The sequence below is a fragment of the Pseudomonas wayambapalatensis genome, from assembly GCF_049942315.1.
Lineage (GTDB): Bacteria > Pseudomonadota > Gammaproteobacteria > Pseudomonadales > Pseudomonadaceae > Aquipseudomonas > Aquipseudomonas wayambapalatensis.
Genome location: NZ_JBNFMU010000100.1, coordinates 1 through 14,623, shown reverse-complemented (window position 1 = coordinate 14,623; position 14,623 = coordinate 1). Strand labels below are relative to the sequence as shown.

Annotated in this window: 14 protein-coding genes and 1 tRNA gene; 8 read left to right on the top strand and 7 right to left on the bottom strand. The window is 62.3% G+C overall.

Translation table 11 applies throughout. The features are described from left to right. Positions 1-85 precede the first annotated feature (85 nt). From ACPZMI_RS04490 to ACPZMI_RS04480, 3 genes are all read left to right on the top strand, one after another. The gene (locus ACPZMI_RS04490; protein WP_426351768.1) at positions 86-1,417 is read left to right on the top strand and encodes an OprD family porin; all 1,332 of its coding nucleotides are present in this window, start codon (positions 86-88) and stop codon (positions 1,415-1,417) included. Positions 1,418-1,529: 112 nt separating this feature from the next. Beyond that, positions 1,530-2,762: a methyl-accepting chemotaxis protein gene (locus tag ACPZMI_RS04485; protein ID WP_426351767.1), complete on the top strand. Its 1,233-nt coding sequence runs from the start codon at positions 1,530-1,532 to the stop codon at positions 2,760-2,762. A 190-nt stretch (positions 2,763-2,952) separates the two neighbouring features. Further along, on the top strand, positions 2,953-3,303 hold the full coding sequence (locus ACPZMI_RS04480; protein WP_186668884.1) for a hypothetical protein: 351 nt from the start codon (positions 2,953-2,955) through the stop codon (positions 3,301-3,303). A gap of 1 nt (position 3,304) precedes the next feature. Here ACPZMI_RS04480 and ACPZMI_RS04475 read toward each other — a convergent pair whose 3' ends face one another. Then, positions 3,305-4,003: a YoaK family protein gene (locus ACPZMI_RS04475; RefSeq protein WP_426351766.1), complete on the bottom strand. Its 699-nt coding sequence runs from the start codon at positions 4,001-4,003 to the stop codon at positions 3,305-3,307. 255 nt (positions 4,004-4,258) lie between these two features. Here ACPZMI_RS04475 and ACPZMI_RS04470 point away from each other — a divergent pair, with 255 nt between their 5' ends. Beyond that, positions 4,259-6,352 (top strand): TonB-dependent siderophore receptor, encoded by a 2,094-nt coding sequence (locus tag ACPZMI_RS04470; RefSeq protein ID WP_186668886.1) that lies wholly within the window; start codon positions 4,259-4,261, stop codon positions 6,350-6,352. A 31-nt stretch (positions 6,353-6,383) separates the two neighbouring features. Here ACPZMI_RS04470 and ACPZMI_RS04465 read toward each other — a convergent pair whose 3' ends face one another. Continuing rightward, the gene (locus tag ACPZMI_RS04465; RefSeq protein ID WP_411382870.1) at positions 6,384-6,755 is read right to left on the bottom strand and encodes a GFA family protein; all 372 of its coding nucleotides are present in this window, start codon (positions 6,753-6,755) and stop codon (positions 6,384-6,386) included. Positions 6,756-6,839: 84 nt separating this feature from the next. On the opposite strand from ACPZMI_RS04465, the gene ACPZMI_RS04460 reads away from it, so the two are divergent. After that, complete coding sequence (locus tag ACPZMI_RS04460) at positions 6,840-7,661, top strand: class I SAM-dependent methyltransferase (protein ID WP_426351765.1); 822 nt, start codon at positions 6,840-6,842, stop codon at positions 7,659-7,661. On the opposite strand, the gene ACPZMI_RS04455 is transcribed toward ACPZMI_RS04460, so the two are convergent. The 4 genes from ACPZMI_RS04455 to ACPZMI_RS04440 form a co-directional block, all read right to left on the bottom strand. Beyond that, positions 7,662-8,429, bottom strand: a complete 768-nt coding sequence (locus tag ACPZMI_RS04455) for an SDR family oxidoreductase (protein WP_186668889.1) — start codon at positions 8,427-8,429, stop codon at positions 7,662-7,664. A gap of 24 nt (positions 8,430-8,453) precedes the next feature. After that, entirely contained in the window at positions 8,454-9,521 is a 1,068-nt protein-coding gene (locus ACPZMI_RS04450) for a phosphotransferase family protein (RefSeq protein ID WP_186722281.1), read from the bottom strand. 201 nt (positions 9,522-9,722) lie between these two features. Then, the gene (locus ACPZMI_RS04445; RefSeq protein ID WP_027920549.1) at positions 9,723-10,040 is read right to left on the bottom strand and encodes an SCP2 sterol-binding domain-containing protein; all 318 of its coding nucleotides are present in this window, start codon (positions 10,038-10,040) and stop codon (positions 9,723-9,725) included. A 53-nt stretch (positions 10,041-10,093) separates the two neighbouring features. Continuing rightward, complete coding sequence (locus ACPZMI_RS04440; protein WP_186722279.1) at positions 10,094-10,807, bottom strand: histidine phosphatase family protein; 714 nt, start codon at positions 10,805-10,807, stop codon at positions 10,094-10,096. Positions 10,808-11,006: 199 nt separating this feature from the next. Here ACPZMI_RS04440 and sohB point away from each other — a divergent pair, with 199 nt between their 5' ends. Both sohB and ACPZMI_RS04430 read left to right on the top strand, forming a co-directional pair. Beyond that, entirely contained in the window at positions 11,007-12,032 is a 1,026-nt protein-coding gene (gene sohB / locus ACPZMI_RS04435; protein ID WP_426351764.1) for a protease SohB, read from the top strand. 145 nt (positions 12,033-12,177) lie between these two features. Then, a tRNA-Cys gene (locus tag ACPZMI_RS04430) sits at positions 12,178-12,251 on the top strand. A gap of 798 nt (positions 12,252-13,049) precedes the next feature. Here ACPZMI_RS04430 and ACPZMI_RS04425 read toward each other — a convergent pair. After that, on the bottom strand, positions 13,050-13,832 hold the full coding sequence (locus tag ACPZMI_RS04425; protein ID WP_426351763.1) for an EAL domain-containing protein: 783 nt from the start codon (positions 13,830-13,832) through the stop codon (positions 13,050-13,052). A gap of 347 nt (positions 13,833-14,179) precedes the next feature. On the opposite strand from ACPZMI_RS04425, the gene ACPZMI_RS04420 reads away from it, so the two are divergent. Further along, the gene (locus ACPZMI_RS04420; protein ID WP_054892102.1) at positions 14,180-14,473 is read left to right on the top strand and encodes a hypothetical protein; all 294 of its coding nucleotides are present in this window, start codon (positions 14,180-14,182) and stop codon (positions 14,471-14,473) included. Positions 14,474-14,623: the final 150 nt, after the last annotated feature.

Sequence of the window (14,623 nt, the reverse complement as noted above, 5' to 3'; positions counted from 1 at the left end):
CCTGACAGAAGCGGCGTCGGGCGCGGCTTGCCTGCGCCGGGTGTTCGGCGCTGCACATAACAACAAGAATCGAGGAACACACAGTATGTCTTGCAAACGGTCTTCCTTCGTTCCCGGGCTGATCGCCCTGGCGCTGGCCCCCCTGACCACCCAGGCCGCCGGCCTGATCGAGGATTCACACGCGCGCCTGGAAATGCGCAACATCTACTTCAACCAGGACAACCGCAGCGGCAGCGCCAACCCCTCCAAGCAGGAGGAGTGGGGCCAGGGCTTTCTGTTCGACTTCACTTCCGGCTACACCGAGGGCGCCGTCGGTGTCGGTGTCGATGCCCTGGGCATGCTTGGCATCCGTCTGGATTCGGGCAAGGGCACCCACTACAACCCGCAGAGTACCAATCGCGGTGGCCTGGCGTTTCCCACCGACAGCGATGGTCGTGCGGTCGATGAGTTCAGCACCCTGGGCGTGACCGGCAAGCTGCGCGTTGCCAAGACCGAGGCGCGGCTCGGCACGTTGCGTCCGAAGATGCCGGTGCTGACGCTCAACGACGGTCGCCTGTTGCCGGAAACCTTCGAAGGTTTGCAGGTCACCTCGCGCGACCTGGACAACTTCACCTTCACCGGCGGGCAGATCCAGCGGGTCAAGAGCCGCAACTCGTCGAACAACGAAGGCATGGCGATCGCCGGGGCGGGCGGGCCGTTCGGCAAGCGCAGCAATGCGTTCAACTTCTTCGGCGTCGACTACGCCGTGAGCCGCGACCTGACCTTGCAGTACTACTACGGCGAGCTTGAGGACTTCTATCGCCAGCACTTTGTCGGCCTGGTGCACCAACTGGCCTTGCCGGTGGGCAGCCTCAAGACCGACCTGCGTTACTTCGACAGTGGCCCGTCGGGGCGCAACGGCAGTGTGGCCGGGCGCGCCGAGGGCTATCGCAGTGCCGGTTTCGGCAATAACGGCAAGGTCGACAATCAGGCGTTCGCCGGGTTGTTCACCTACAGCCTCGGCGGTCATGGATTCAGCCTGGGTTACCAGCAGCTCGAAGGCGACAGCGATTTCCCCTTCGTCAACCAGGGCGATGGCTCGGCCACCTACCTGATCACCGACCGCCAGACCGGCGCACGTTTCCAGAAGGCCGGCGAGCGGACCTGGGTGGCGCAGCACACCTACAACTTCGCCTCTGTGGGCATTCCGGGTCTGACGACGCTGCTGGCCTACCAGCGCGGCGACAACATCAAGTCGGCGCAGGGCGACCAGCATGAATGGGAACGCGATTTCTGGGTGACCTATGCCGTGCAGGGCGAGACCTTCAAGGGCCTGTCGTTCTCCTGGCGCAACGCCAGCTTGCGCAGCACCTACGCCAACCAGCGTGACCTGGACGAGAACCGTCTCTACATCACCTACAGCCTGCCGTTGTTCTGAGGCACAGCCGACCGCTTCGCGGCCCCATCGCAGCAAGCCCGCGCCTGTGAGGGCGGGTTTGCCTGCAAGGGGCCGGCACCTTCAACCCCTATCACCGACTTCGAGACACCCCATGACCCACTGGCTCGGCAACCTGGGCATCAAGCTCAAACTGGCGCTGGGCTTCGCCCTGGTGCTGGCCCTCACTCTGGTCCTTGCGCTGCAGAGCGGGTCCAGCCTGGGCAAGTTGATTGGCAGCAGCGATCACCTGGAAGACATCGCGCAACTGAACACGTTGTTGAACAAGGTTCGCGAAACCCGCCTGCACTACATGATCAGCCAGGGCGAGGAGACTGCTGAACAAGCCGTCGAGGCCAGTATCGCGGCTTTCATCGCCCGTCAGCAGCAGCTGATCGGCAGCCTCGACAACGCGGACAGTATCAAGCTGCTCAAGGAGCAGGCGCTGTACATCGGCAGGTTCCAGCAGTTGTTCAGCGTCATGCGCGTGGCGTTCCAGGCCGCCCGCGAGGCGCGTGAGGCGCTGGACACCCATGGCGGGCACAGCGCCACCCTGTTCGAGACGCTGGAGGCCGTGCCAGGTGGTGCGCTGGCCGTCGGCCGCGCCCGTGGCGAGTTTCTCCAGGCACGCTACTTGCTGGCCGTCTACCTGGCCAACCCCGCTGCCGAGCACGAGCAACGCGCCGCCGCCCAACTGCAATACACCTTGCAGGTCGTGAAGCGCCTGGCCGGGCAACTGGGCGACGGGCAGCAGGACAGCCTCGCGCAGTTGCAGGCACTGCTGGCGCGCTCCACCGAGGCGATGAACCGCATGCGCCAGGAGAGCGGCAAGGTCGCCAGTGTCACCGATGTGATCAAGGCCGTGGCGCAACAGACCAACCTGCTGGCCTTGAATGCCGCCATCGAGGCGGCACGGGCAGGGGAGGCGGGGCGTGGTTTTGCCGTGGTGGCCGACGAGGTGCGCAGCCTCGCCCAGCGTACACAGCAGTCCACCGAGGAAATCGAAGCGCTGGTCGAGGGACTGCGCAGTGGTGCCGAACAGGCGGCTACGATCATGGATGCCGGGCGTGACTTGACCGAGCGCAGTGTCGAGCTTACGCGTCAGGCCGGGGTGGCGCTGGGCAGCATCACCCAGGCGGTGTCGAGCATTCAGGGGATGAACCAGCAGATTGCTGCTGCCGCCGAACAGCAGAGCCTGGTGGCCGAGGAGATCAGCCGCAATGTGCTGGGTGTGCGCCAGGTGTGTGAGCAGACGGCAGCGGCCAGTGAAGAAACAGCGGCCTCGAGCGCCGAGCTGGCGCGGTTGGGGGAGCAGTTGCAGGAGATGGTCGAGCGGTTCGTGGTGTGATTGCGGGTAAGCCGCGCCCCCCCACCTTAGCTGTGGTCAACGCCGGCAAGGGCGATGGTCGTCCGGGCCTCAGGCGCAGCACGGCAGGAGGGCCAGCGGAACCCTGGCATGATGCACTTCGCTGCCCGAGCATTCACGCGCGATCACCGCCAGTGCTACAGTCGCTTCTTTTTTGCCCCGAGGATGGAACATGCGAGCACTACTGCCGATGGCTGCAGCCCTGATGTTGATTGGCTGCGCTTCGTCGACCATGGAGGCGGCGCGCAACGGCCAGCCGAGCGCGCGCCTCGACTCGCAGAAAGCGCCGGAGCTGGTGGCCCAGTGCATCCAGTTCAGTTGGCAGGAAGAGTCGCGCTTCGGCGTTGACGCCAGTGGTTACCTGGAAACGCGCAAGGGCGGTGGCTTGACGGTGTACACCCGCGAGGCGGAGTCCTTCGTTGACGTCTACCCGCAGGCCGGCGGGACCCGGGTCGATTACTACGCCCGCAAGAACGACATGGTTGCACTGCAGCGCAAGGCTGCGGCGGCGACCTGCCTGTGAGTCAGCGTGGCATGTAGCGCAACTGCCAACGCCGTGGAATCTTCCACGAGACCACGGCAAGCAGCAGGGCGGTCAGCGCGCTGGCCAGCAGTGCCGCACGCTCGAAGCGCTGTTCCAGCAACACCCCCAACACCGCCCCGATGAACATGCCGCTCCAGGGCACCAGTTGCACGCGCCACCCGAGCCGTTGTTGACCCAACAGGGTGCGGCCCAAGCCGCGACCGAAACGCGACAGCGCGCCGGTGACGTAGGTCAGCCCGATCGGCAGGCCGTTCACTTCCTCGACCACCGCATTGATCATGCCCATCGCGGTCACCGCCGCCAGTAGCGCGAGCAGTTGCATGGGCTCTGGCAGCATGCCGGCGACCGCCAGCAGCAGGGCGATCACACCCAGCAACGGCCAGTGGCGCCGACCGCTTCTGGCGGCAACGACCACCCCCAGTGCGTTGCCCAGCACGAACGCCGCGATCACCAGCGCCAGGCGCAGCACCGGCCCCAGATCGGCGCTGCCCAGCGAGGCCGCCAGGCGCGTGGTGTTGCCGCTCATGAACGAAACGAAATCGCCGGTGGCCATGAAACCGATGGCATCGGTCATGCCGGCGAGTACCGACAAGGCGGCAACGAAGTACAACCCCACCGTGCCACGGCGCTGCACCCGCTGTTGTCGCTGGCTGTCGAGTGACGCACTTCCCGGTAGCATCGCAACTCTCTCCCTGAATCAGCCCAACCGCCCCTCGGCTTGCAGGGTCAGCTTGTGGTGTTCGAGCAATGCCTGGAAGCGGAAGGCAAAGCTGTTTTCAACCATGGGGCGGTTCCTGGAAGCGGGCCGGAAGCGCGAGTATACCCGAGCCGTAAACTACAGGTTGACGGGCAAATGCGGTTTTTTCTCATCCGGGTACTCCTCGCATCGTTCATAAATTGTTATGTTATTACATGAAATTTAGGAGCGTCGTTGATGAAACTTTCCCCCGCCCGGCTCTGCCTGGGTTTTTCCCTGTCTGTGTTCGGCCTGCCCGGCAGTGCTGCCGAACCTGTAATACTCGAGGCCCTGACCGTCAGCGACAGTCATCTGCAGGAGCGCGCGGACGGCCCGGTGCAGGGCTACCGCGCCACCCGCTCGAGCACCGCGACGCGCACCGATACCGATGTGCGCGACACGCCGCAGAGCATCGCCGTGGTGCCCAGCCAGGTGCTTGAAGACCTCAACAGCACGCGCATCGACCGTGCCCTGGACTTTGCCGGTGGCGTCACCCGGCAGAACAACTTCGGTGGCTTGACCTTCCTCAACTACAGCGTGCGCGGTTTCACCACCGGTGAGTTGTACAAGAACGGCTTTGCCATCAACCGCGGCAGCTACAGTGCACCGGACACCTCGACCATCGAGCGCATCGAGGTGCTCAAGGGCCCGGCCGCCAGCCTCTATGGGCGCGGCGATCCGGGCGGGCTGGTCAATATCGTCAGCAAGCGTCCGCAGGAAGAGGCGTTCACCCGCCTGAAGGCCAGCGCCGGGACCTGGGATCGCTACCGCGGCAGCCTGGACGTCAACACGCCGCTGGACGAGGAGGGGCGCCTGCTGTCGCGCATCAACCTGGCAGTGGAGGACAACGGCAGCTTCCGTGATCACGTCGACAGCCGCCGACAGATCGTCAGCCCCTCGCTTATCTGGCAACTCGACCCTGACACGCGCCTGTTGCTGGATGCCGAGTTCTCGCGCACCGAATCGGTGTTCGACCGGGGCATTCCAGCGGTCAACAATCAGTTGGGTTCAGTGAAGCGCTCGACCTTTCTCGGCGAGCCCAACGACGGCCACATTCGCAACGACAACCAGACCCTTGACCTGGCCCTGGAACGTCACCTGAACGACAACTGGAAACTGCGCCTGGCCAACCACTACACCCAGGGCCATCTGCGCGGCAACAGTTCGGAGCCGTCGCGGGTAGTCGGCCAGACGATCAGCCGTTTCTACCGCGAACGCAATTTCGAGTGGAACGACAACATCACCCAGGCCGAACTGCACGGGCAGTTCGATTTTCTCGGCTGGCAGCACCAGAGCCTGATCGGCCTGGAGTACGAGAACTACCGCAACAGCCAGAAATACCCACAGAGCGCCACGTCGCTCGGCTACGGGCTGGACATCTACCAGCCGGTCTACGGGCAGCCCAAGCCGCCGCTGATCAACCCCAACGACTTCTTCGAACGCACCGAAAGCCAGGCCCTCAACCTGCAAGATCAGATCATCTTCGACGAGCGTTGGCGTGGCCTGCTCGGTGTGCGCCTGGAGCGGGTCGAGCAGACCGCGCTGAACCGCGCCACCGGGGTAAGCAACAGCCAGGTCAAGGAAGTCGCAACACCGCGTGTGGGGCTGCTGTATCAATGGACGCCGGAAGTAGGGGTGTTCGCCAATGCCTCCACCTCGTTCAAACCCAACGCCATCGGCACCCAGGGCCAGGTGTACAAGCCTGAGAAAGGGCTGGGCTATGAGACAGGTCTGAAGCTCGACCTGTTCGACAGTCGGCTGGGTGCGACTGTCGCGTTGTTCAGCATCGACAAGGAAAACGTCGTCACCACCGATGCCTTTGGTGAAAGCATCGCTGCGGGCAAGGCGCGCAGCCAGGGGCTGGACGTGCAGTTCAGCGGGCAGCTCACCGAGGCCGTGCGGGTGATCGGTGCCTATGCCTACATCGATGCCGAGGTCACCAAGGGCGATGCAGCACTGCCCAAGGGCAGCGACCTGTTGGGCATTCCACGGCACAGCGGCAGCCTGATGGTGGTGCACGAGTTCCAGAATGGCTGGCTGCGGGGCTCGGATGTCGGCGCCTCGGCCAACTACGTGGGCGAGCGCTCCGGGCAGGCGGGCGGCGACCTGCGTCTGCCGGCGTACAGCACGCTGGATTTGCTGGCGCACTACAAGGCCAGTGAGCAGTTGAGTTTCGGGGTGAACCTGAACAACGTCTTCGACCGCAAGTACTACGAGCGCGGCTACAACGCGGCGTGGAACATGCCGGGCGAGCCGCGCAACCTGAGTGTGAGCATGAGTCTGTCGCTGTGACCTGAGGGACCGCACAGCGGTCCCAACCTCATCAACCTTGACGCATCCACTCCGGGCAGCGGTCCTCGAACGAATGCCCGGTCGGCACCAGCTGCTCGTCCTCGATCTCATCGAAACACCCCAGCAGCAACGCCACCGTTGGCGCATCGTCAATTGCCCCGATCGAACTGCCGCAGAACCGGCAGAACGCCCGACTGGAATAATCCGAAGAGCGCCAGGTGTCGGGTGCTCCGCCAGCACCCACCCAGCGCACCCGCGCACGATCGAACTCCACCCAGCTCGCCACCAGAGCCCCGGTATGCTGCTGACACCAGCGGCACGAGCAGTGATGGGGATTGCCCGCTGGCCCCTCGGCCTCGAAGCGGATCGCACCGCACAGGCAGCCGCCCTTGTAGGTCTTCATGCTGACGCTCTCTCCTTGAATGACAGGTTGTCGGCCTGCACCCTGGCCGGTTAACGTGGCGGTTTTCCGCACAAGGAAGTGTCCATGAATCCGTCACTGGAACTCAACCGCGCCAACTGGGACGAGCGAGCGCCCTTGCATGCCGCCTCGCCGGGCTATGAAGTCGAATGCTTCGTGCAGTCTGCCACGCATCTTTCCGAAGTCGTACGCTTCGACCTGCCGCGCCTGGGTGATATCCAGGGCCTCAAGACCTTGCACCTGCAATGCCATATCGGCACCGACACCTTGTCGCTCGCGCGTCTGGGCGCGCAGGTCAGCGGGCTGGATTTTTCGCCGGCATCGCTGGCGCAGGCGCGGTTGCTGGCCGAGCGTTGTGGCGTGGAGATCGACTATGTCGAGGCGGACGTCTACCGCGCCAGCGAGGTGCTGCCCAAGGCGAGCTATGACTTGATCTACACCGGGATCGGCGCACTGTGCTGGCTGCCGGACATCCAGCGCTGGGCGCAGAATGTCGCGGCGTTGCTCAAGCCGGGAGGGCGGCTGTTCCTGCGTGAGGGCCATCCGATGCTGTGGACGCTCGACGAAACCCACGCCGATCGCCTGCAGGTCGACTTTCCGTACTTCGAGCACGAGGCCCCGGTCATCTTCCACAGCGACCAGACCTACGTCGAAAGCGAGCATCGCCTGGCGCAGACCGAGACCCATTCCTGGAACCGCGGCCTCGGTGAAATCATCACGGCGCTGCTTGAGCAGGGCATGCAACTGACCGCCCTGGTCGAGCACCGGAGCATCCCGTGGGAGGCGTTGCCCGGGCAGATGGTCAAGGGCGAAGACGGCGAGTGGCGCCTGGCCGAGCGGCCCGAGCGCCTGCCGTTGAGCTACACGTTGCAGGCGCGCAAGGGCTGATCAGGAAAGGAAGCCGCCGTCGACGTTGAGCGCCGTGCCGGTGGTATAGCTCGACGCGTCGCTGGCCAGGTACAGCACCGCGCCGGCCATCTCGCTAGGGTCGGCCACGCGCTTGAGCGGGATTTGCTGCAGGGCGGCGTTGAGGATGGCGTCGTTCTTCACCAGCGCCGAGGCGAACTTGGTGTCGGTCAGGCCCGGCAGCAGGGCATTGCAGCGGATGCCGAATTGCGCGCACTCCTTGGCGAAGACCTTGGTCATGTTGATCACCGCAGCCTTGGTCACCGAGTAGATGCCCTGGAACAAGCCTGGTGTCACGCCATTGATCGACGCCACGTTGATGATGCTGCCACCGCCGTGCTCGCGCATCAGCTTGCCGGCTTCCACCGACATGAAGAAGTAGCCGCGGATGTTCACGTCGACGGTCTTCTGAAAGGCACTGACGTCGGTGTCCAGTACGTTGCAGAACTGCGGGTTGGTGGCGGCATTGTTGACCAGGATATCCAGGCGTCCGAACTGCTCGCGGATGCCGGCGAACACCTGCTGGATCTGTTCCAGCTCACCGATATGGCAGGCCACCGGCGTAGCCTTGCCGCCGGCTGCGATGATGGCGTCGGCGACCTGCTGGCAGCCGTCGAGCTTGCGGCTGGAGACGATCACATGGGCCCCTTGCTGGGCCAGCAGGTGGGCGATGGCTTCGCCGATGCCGCGGCTGGCGCCGGAAACGAAGGCGATCTTGCCGTCAAGGTCGAACAGTTGGGTCTTGGACATGCTGGATTTCCTTGTTGTCGCCGGTTACAGGGTGGATTTGCCGATCAGTTGCAGGCTCATCTGCTCCAGCAGCCGGTTCATGTGGATGAACTGGGCGAAGCGCTTGTCCTGCGTCTGGCCGTGGAAGAAGCGGTAGTAGATCTGCTGCACGATCCCGGCCAGGCGGAACAGGCCGTAGCAGTAGTAGAAGTCGAAGTTGTCGATGCGAATGCCGGCGCGCTCGGCGTAGTAGTCGACGAACTGGCGGCGAGTCAGCATGCCCGGGGCGTTGCTCGGCTGGCGGCGCATCAGTTGCACCGGTGCCGGGTCGTCGGCCTCGATCCAGTAGGCCAGGCTGTTGCCCAGGTCCATCAGCGGGTCACCGATGGTCGCCATCTCCCAGTCCAGTACGCCGATGATGCGCATGGGGTTGCTGGCATCGAGGATGACGTTGTCGAAGCGGTAGTCGTTGTGCACGATGCCCGGGCGCGGGTGGTCGGCGGGCATCTTCTTGCGCAGCCAGGCGATCACCTGTTCCCAGCGCGGCGCATCCGGGGTCAGGGCTTTTTCGTAGCGGCTCGACCAACCTTCGATCTGGCGCTGCACATAGCCTTCGGGCTTGCCCAGGTCAGCCAGGCCGCAGGCGTTGTAGTCGACCTGGTGCAGTTCCACCAGGCGGTCGATGAAGCTCTTGCACAGCGCCTCGGTGCGGCCGGCGTCGAGGTTCAGTTCGGGCGGCAGGTCCGAGCGCAGGATGATGCCCTCGACCCGCTCCATCACGTAGAACTCACCGCCGATCAGCGATTCGTCGGTGCAGTGCACATAGGCCTTGGGGCAGAACGGGAAACCGTCGTTGAGCTGGTTGAGGATGCGGAACTCGCGGCCCATGTCATGGGCCGACTTGGCCTTGTGCCCGAAGGGCGGGCGACGCAGCACGAACTCGCGTTCGGGATAGGCGACCAGGTACGTGAGGTTGGAGGCGCCGCCGGGGAACTGGCTGATGCTCGGAGTGCCTGCGAGGCCCGGGATATGCGCCTTGAGGTAAGGGTCGATGATGGCTGCATCGAGTTCTTCGCCGGGGCGGACCTGGGTGGACTGGTCGGTGAGCGTCATGCGTTTTCCTTATTCTCGGTCGCAAGGATCATTGGCTAATCTAATGGCCAACCTGGGTTGGGACAAGCGTGCCAGACGTCATATCGACGCGGGTGTTGCCGGTCGATCACTGCCCCTGATGAATGGCGGATGCAGGCTGCGGGCAAAAAAAAACCGAAGCCGGTCAGGCCTCGGTTTTCTTCATGCACGTGTTCGCATCACTCAGGACGGGAACAGCTCGCTCAGCTTCATCGACAGCATCATGTCGCCTTCGACGCGCAGCTTGCCGCCCATGAAGGCCTGCATGCCATCGGTCTCGCCACTGACGATGCCTTTGAGGGTTTCGCTGTCCAGAACCAGGGTGCAGTTGGCGTCAGGGTTCTCGCCTTCCTGGATCTCGCAGGTGCCGTCCTTGACGAGCAGGGCGTAGTGCTTGTCTTCGTCGGTGATGTTGAAGCCGAACACCAGGTCCAGGCCGGCGGCGGCGGCAGGGTTGAACTTGGCTTTCATCGCTTCGACTGCTTTAGCTACGTCGCTCATGGTGTATTCCTTGTTGGGTGAAAGTCGCGTGCACGGGGCACAACAGGCCGGGCTCATCGATAGGTGAGAAGCTCCGGCATCCGCAACAGCTGCACGTGGGCCTGGCTGTTGAAGGAGGTCAATGCCACGTCGCGGCCACGGAACTTCAGTTGGCTGAGCGACGTGTTGATGATCTGCCAGTTCAGCGCGAACGCCTGGGCTGGGGTGATTCCGGTGACCTGGTGGAGCAGGGCGGCGATGCTGCCGCCGGAGGTGAAGATGGCAATGTTGTCGCGGCTTGACGCTTGCGCCAGGACGCGTTGCAGGCCGGCATCAACGCGCGCGGTGAACGCGGCCCAGGTCTCCAGGCCATCGTGAGCCTCGTGCTCGCCGTCATGCCAGCGCTGCACCATCAGCGCGAACAGGCGCTGGAACTCGCTGCGATTCTGCGCAGCATTGCGCAGCACGTGCAGCGCTTCGGGCTCGTGCGGCAGCAGGGCAGGAAGCAGGGCGCGGATCACACCGTCGGCATCGAACTCGTTGAAGGCTGCGTCGGTCTCTATGGCCGGGATCGCGTAGCCAGCAGCGGCCATTGCGTCGAGTGTCAGTCGTGCGGTGTCCTGCTGGCGCCGCAGGTCGCCGGCCAGGCAGCGGTCCAGGCGCATGTCCAGTTGGGCCAGGTGCTCCCCCAATGCCTGACTCTGGCGCACACCCAGCGGCGACAGGACATCGTAGTCGTCGGCGCCGAAGGAGGCTTGGCCATGTCGGATCAGGTAGATATTGCCCACTGGAATGTCCGGCCGGGATGGAGGTTGCTGCGAGGTTAGGATGCGCCAGAGAGGCTGTCAATGAAAAAACATACAAGCGTTTGAAAAGGTTGTTTGAACTGTGTTGCCAGCATTTTCCCATGCTGGCAGCCGCCCAGGCGCACCGGTATGCTTGCATCAGTTACGCGTCGTGCAGGCGCAGGTCTATTAAGGAGTCAATGTGGAGTTTCTTGCCGAATACGCAAGCTTTCTCGCCAAAACCGCCACTGTGGTGATCGCCATCCTGGTCATCCTTTCCGGTATCGCCAACCTGCGGGGCAAGGGTCGACGCAAACCCGGCGGGCAATTGCAGGTTACCCGGCTGAACACCTTCTACAAGGAGCTGCGCGAGCGCCTGGAAGCCGGTCTGCTCGACAAGGCCGAGCTCAAGGCCCTGCGCAAGCAGCAGGCCAAGACGGAAAAACAGAAGAAGAAAGGCAAGGCCAAGCCCGAGGAAAAGGGTCGGGTCTTCGTGCTGGACTTCGACGGCGACATCAAGGCCTCCGCCACCGAGAGCCTGCGCAACGAAATCACTGCGCTGCTCACCCTCGCTACCCCACGTGACGAAGTGGTGCTGCGCCTCGAGAGCGGTGGCGGGCTGGTGCACAGCTACGGCCTGGCCGCCTCGCAGTTGGCGCGTATCCGCCAGGCCGGCATTCCGCTGACCGTGTGCATCGACAAGGTCGCGGCCAGCGGCGGCTACATGATGGCCTGTATCGGCGAGAAGATCGTCAGTGCGCCGTTCGCTGTGCTTGGCTCGATCGGCGTGGTCGCGCAGTTGCCCAACGTCAACCGCCTGCTGAAAAAGCACGACGTTGACTTCGAAGTCTTCACGGCCGGCGAATACAAGCGCACCGTGACCGTATTTGGCGAGAACACCGAGAAAGGCCGGGAGAAGTTTCAGGAAGACCTGGATATCACCCACCAGCTGTTCAAGGACTTCGTCGCCCGCTACCGCCCGCAACTGCACATCGACGAAGTCGCCACCGGTGAAGTGTGGCTGGGCATTGCCGCACTCAACCGCAAGCTGGTGGACGAGCTGCGCACCAGCGACGAGTACCTGAGTGATCGCGCCAATGACGCCAATCTGTTCCACGTCCGCTATGCCGAGCGTAAATCCCTGCAGGAGCGCATTGGCGTGGCCGCTAGCGGTGCCGTGGAGAACACTTTGGTAGGGCTCTGGAGCAAGCTTGGCCGCTTGCGCTAACACCTTGAACCCCTTGAAGATTTTTTTCTTCAAGGGGGTTGCAAGGTGAGGGGAATGCCGACATAATGGCGTCCATCGAAACGCAGCTCACTTGAAAAAGTCGAGCAGTTTCAAGGAGATAGCGAAAGCTGACTCCGAACTTTGAGGCCGAGTAGCAAAGTGGTTATGCTCCGGATTGCAAATCCGTCTACGCCGGTTCGATTCCGACCTCGGCCTCCACCATTCGAAAACCCCGCAGATTAACGTCTGCGGGGTTTTTCTTTATGGGCCCAAAAAGCCAAGAGTTCCGAAACAAAAGGCATGGGGCATGCGCTACACCGGACCCGCAACAGAAGGCCATATCGCGGCAGTTGAAAAAGTTTGTGAGAGAGGGAGATTGCGTCAGACCATGACTGCTGCCATGGCGTGGGGGCGGCAGCGCGCCCTGGACTGGATCACCGAGAGCTTTTCGCCTGCGCCTACCGGCCTTGAAGTTAAACCCTCTGGACGCAGGCCTTCACGTACTTCCAGATAAGGATGCTGGAAAACGGAACGCTCTTGAAAAGCCATCGGTCGTATCTCCATCGGAGGCGCATTTGAGGCGCACAATTGGAGAAAATGATGAGCCTTCAGTCCATAAGCCATAACCTGTACGAGCACACCTACCTTGGGTATCAGGCATCTATCTACGTGCTGTGGGAGGCTAGCCTTGATTTTCCCACTGGGATGCTGGTTGAAGTAGGGAGACCAGGCACTACGGCGCGCACCATGCGTGTGAATCGCCCATTCTCCTCCCCGTTTGAAGCAGTTATCGAAGGAAAGGTAATGGTCGAACAGTACGTGCAGAGTCAGAACGGCTGAGCATGATTGACGCGCACAGCTTTCAGGCCGCTGCTTTGGGTCGAACCGCATTCAGGTGAAAGCCGTTTGCTGTCGCATCCAGCTCTCTCAGGTCCGCTAGATGGCATTACCAACCCTCGAGCCTCGAAGGCTCGGGGTTGGGCTGCGCTGAATGCCTTCTGCTACAAGCAGGTCAAACTAAGAAAGTCGTTCGACCAATGGCAGTGCATTTACCTGTGGTCGAGCGAAGAGAAATCCTTGCATCAAATCAATCCCCAATGCTGCCAATGCTTGGCACTCTGCATCTGTCTCGATCCCCTCGGCGATCAGCGTGATGCCCAGCCGTTCGGCTACCAGAACGATACCTGCGACGATGGCTTGCCGAACCGGATCCTGGCTTATTCTCCGCGTGAGTGCCATATCCAGCTTCAGTACGTCTGGCTGAAATTCTGCGAGGAGATTCAAGCCTGAGTAACCCGAGCCGAAGTCATCTATCGCAGTGGTGAAGCCCTGTCGGCCGTATTCCTTGAAGATTGCTTTCAAGTGCTCGGTATCGTCGATCCGCTCACCTTCGGTCACTTCGAACATGAGCTGATTGGCAGGGAAATCGAATGTCCGGGTGGCTTCCAGGGTAGCTCGGATACAGGTACTGGCACGGTAGACGGCGTTGGGCAGAAAGTTGATGCTCAATTTACAGTCCGCATGCCGTCCCAGTCCTAGTGCTGCCGCTTGCTCGATGGCCTTCACTCGGCAGGCCTGATCGAAACGGTACATATTATCGGGCGACACCTTGGCCAGGATTTGCGCAGCGCTTTCACCGCTTGGACCGCGAACCAATGCCTCATAGGCAAACGGCCTACCTGAAGGAACGTGAATGATGGGCTGGAAGGCCATCGTAATGTCGAAACCCAGGCTCGCAAGGTCGCGACATTGGGAGCAGCCAATCGCTAGAAAGGGCTGGGGGAAAACGGGCTTGCTCATGGGTTATCGCCGAGGTGCGTGAGTACGATGTTGAGAGCGCTTGAATCCACGGCAAGTTCCAATTTGTACCCACTCGCCCTGGCTCAGGGGCAGTCTGCCGTGAGGCTCAGCCTGTAGACGCGTCCACCTGGCGTTAGGGCGAAATGTGTTCTAACGGCGTCGGACCTTCGGGAGTTTATTTGTGGGCTAGAAACCTGTTTCTTATACATGGTCGTCGCTGGCGTACAAGATTCAGGGCCGCCTGTCAGACTGCGACGGATTTTGACGCCTATTTTATGAATGTCGCCGGAGGCAGCGCTAATGTGGGTACGTCACCTACATAAACGCGTATGTCGAAGGAGGCCGACATGATTATCAGAGGAGAGGTGTTTTGGGGCTGGGCCGACCCGACCCTGCATCACCGCGATCACGTAGAGGCGCTGGATGACGGAACCGTGATCGATGTTCAGGCGAGGCTATCTCGAATAGGGGGCACGCAACTGTTCATCGGCGTTTACTCGTCTTCAGGCGCCAGGCTTCTTGAAGAGGCCTACGATGAACGTCCTGGAGAGTCGATGACCCGCGCTCTTGCATGGGGTGTGGGACGCGCCAGAAGGATTGCGATGGAGGGTGCGCCCAGGAAGATTGCAGCCAGAGCATGACCCTTGAGGTTAACCACGAAGCCCAGCTCCGTGCTGGGCTTTTTGCATCTGGCGACACTACGCCCCCCACAGTGCTCTCTCAAAGGGGAGAGACATGAAATACTGCGCGCATTGCTAGGCTCTGTATGAAAAACCTTGATACTCGGTGAT

Bases quoted from the DNA above. Each gene is read 5' to 3' on its own strand.
- ACPZMI_RS04490 (WP_426351768.1), top strand. From the start codon at position 86: ATGTCTTGCAAACGGTCTTCCTTCGTTCCCGGGCTGATCGCCCTGGCG.
- ACPZMI_RS04485 (WP_426351767.1), top strand. From the start codon at position 1,530: ATGACCCACTGGCTCGGCAACCTGGGCATCAAGCTCAAACTGGCGCTG.
- ACPZMI_RS04480 (WP_186668884.1), top strand. From the start codon at position 2,953: ATGCGAGCACTACTGCCGATGGCTGCAGCCCTGATGTTGATTGGCTGC.
- ACPZMI_RS04475 (WP_426351766.1), bottom strand. From the start codon at position 4,003: ATGCTACCGGGAAGTGCGTCACTCGACAGCCAGCGACAACAGCGGGTG.
- ACPZMI_RS04470 (WP_186668886.1), top strand. From the start codon at position 4,259: ATGAAACTTTCCCCCGCCCGGCTCTGCCTGGGTTTTTCCCTGTCTGTG.
- ACPZMI_RS04465 (WP_411382870.1), bottom strand. From the start codon at position 6,755: ATGAAGACCTACAAGGGCGGCTGCCTGTGCGGTGCGATCCGCTTCGAG.
- ACPZMI_RS04460 (WP_426351765.1), top strand. From the start codon at position 6,840: ATGAATCCGTCACTGGAACTCAACCGCGCCAACTGGGACGAGCGAGCG.
- ACPZMI_RS04455 (WP_186668889.1), bottom strand. From the start codon at position 8,429: ATGTCCAAGACCCAACTGTTCGACCTTGACGGCAAGATCGCCTTCGTT.
- ACPZMI_RS04450 (WP_186722281.1), bottom strand. From the start codon at position 9,521: ATGACGCTCACCGACCAGTCCACCCAGGTCCGCCCCGGCGAAGAACTC.
- ACPZMI_RS04445 (WP_027920549.1), bottom strand. From the start codon at position 10,040: ATGAGCGACGTAGCTAAAGCAGTCGAAGCGATGAAAGCCAAGTTCAAC.
- ACPZMI_RS04425 (WP_426351763.1), bottom strand. From the start codon at position 13,832: ATGAGCAAGCCCGTTTTCCCCCAGCCCTTTCTAGCGATTGGCTGCTCC.
- ACPZMI_RS04420 (WP_054892102.1), top strand. From the start codon at position 14,180: ATGATTATCAGAGGAGAGGTGTTTTGGGGCTGGGCCGACCCGACCCTG.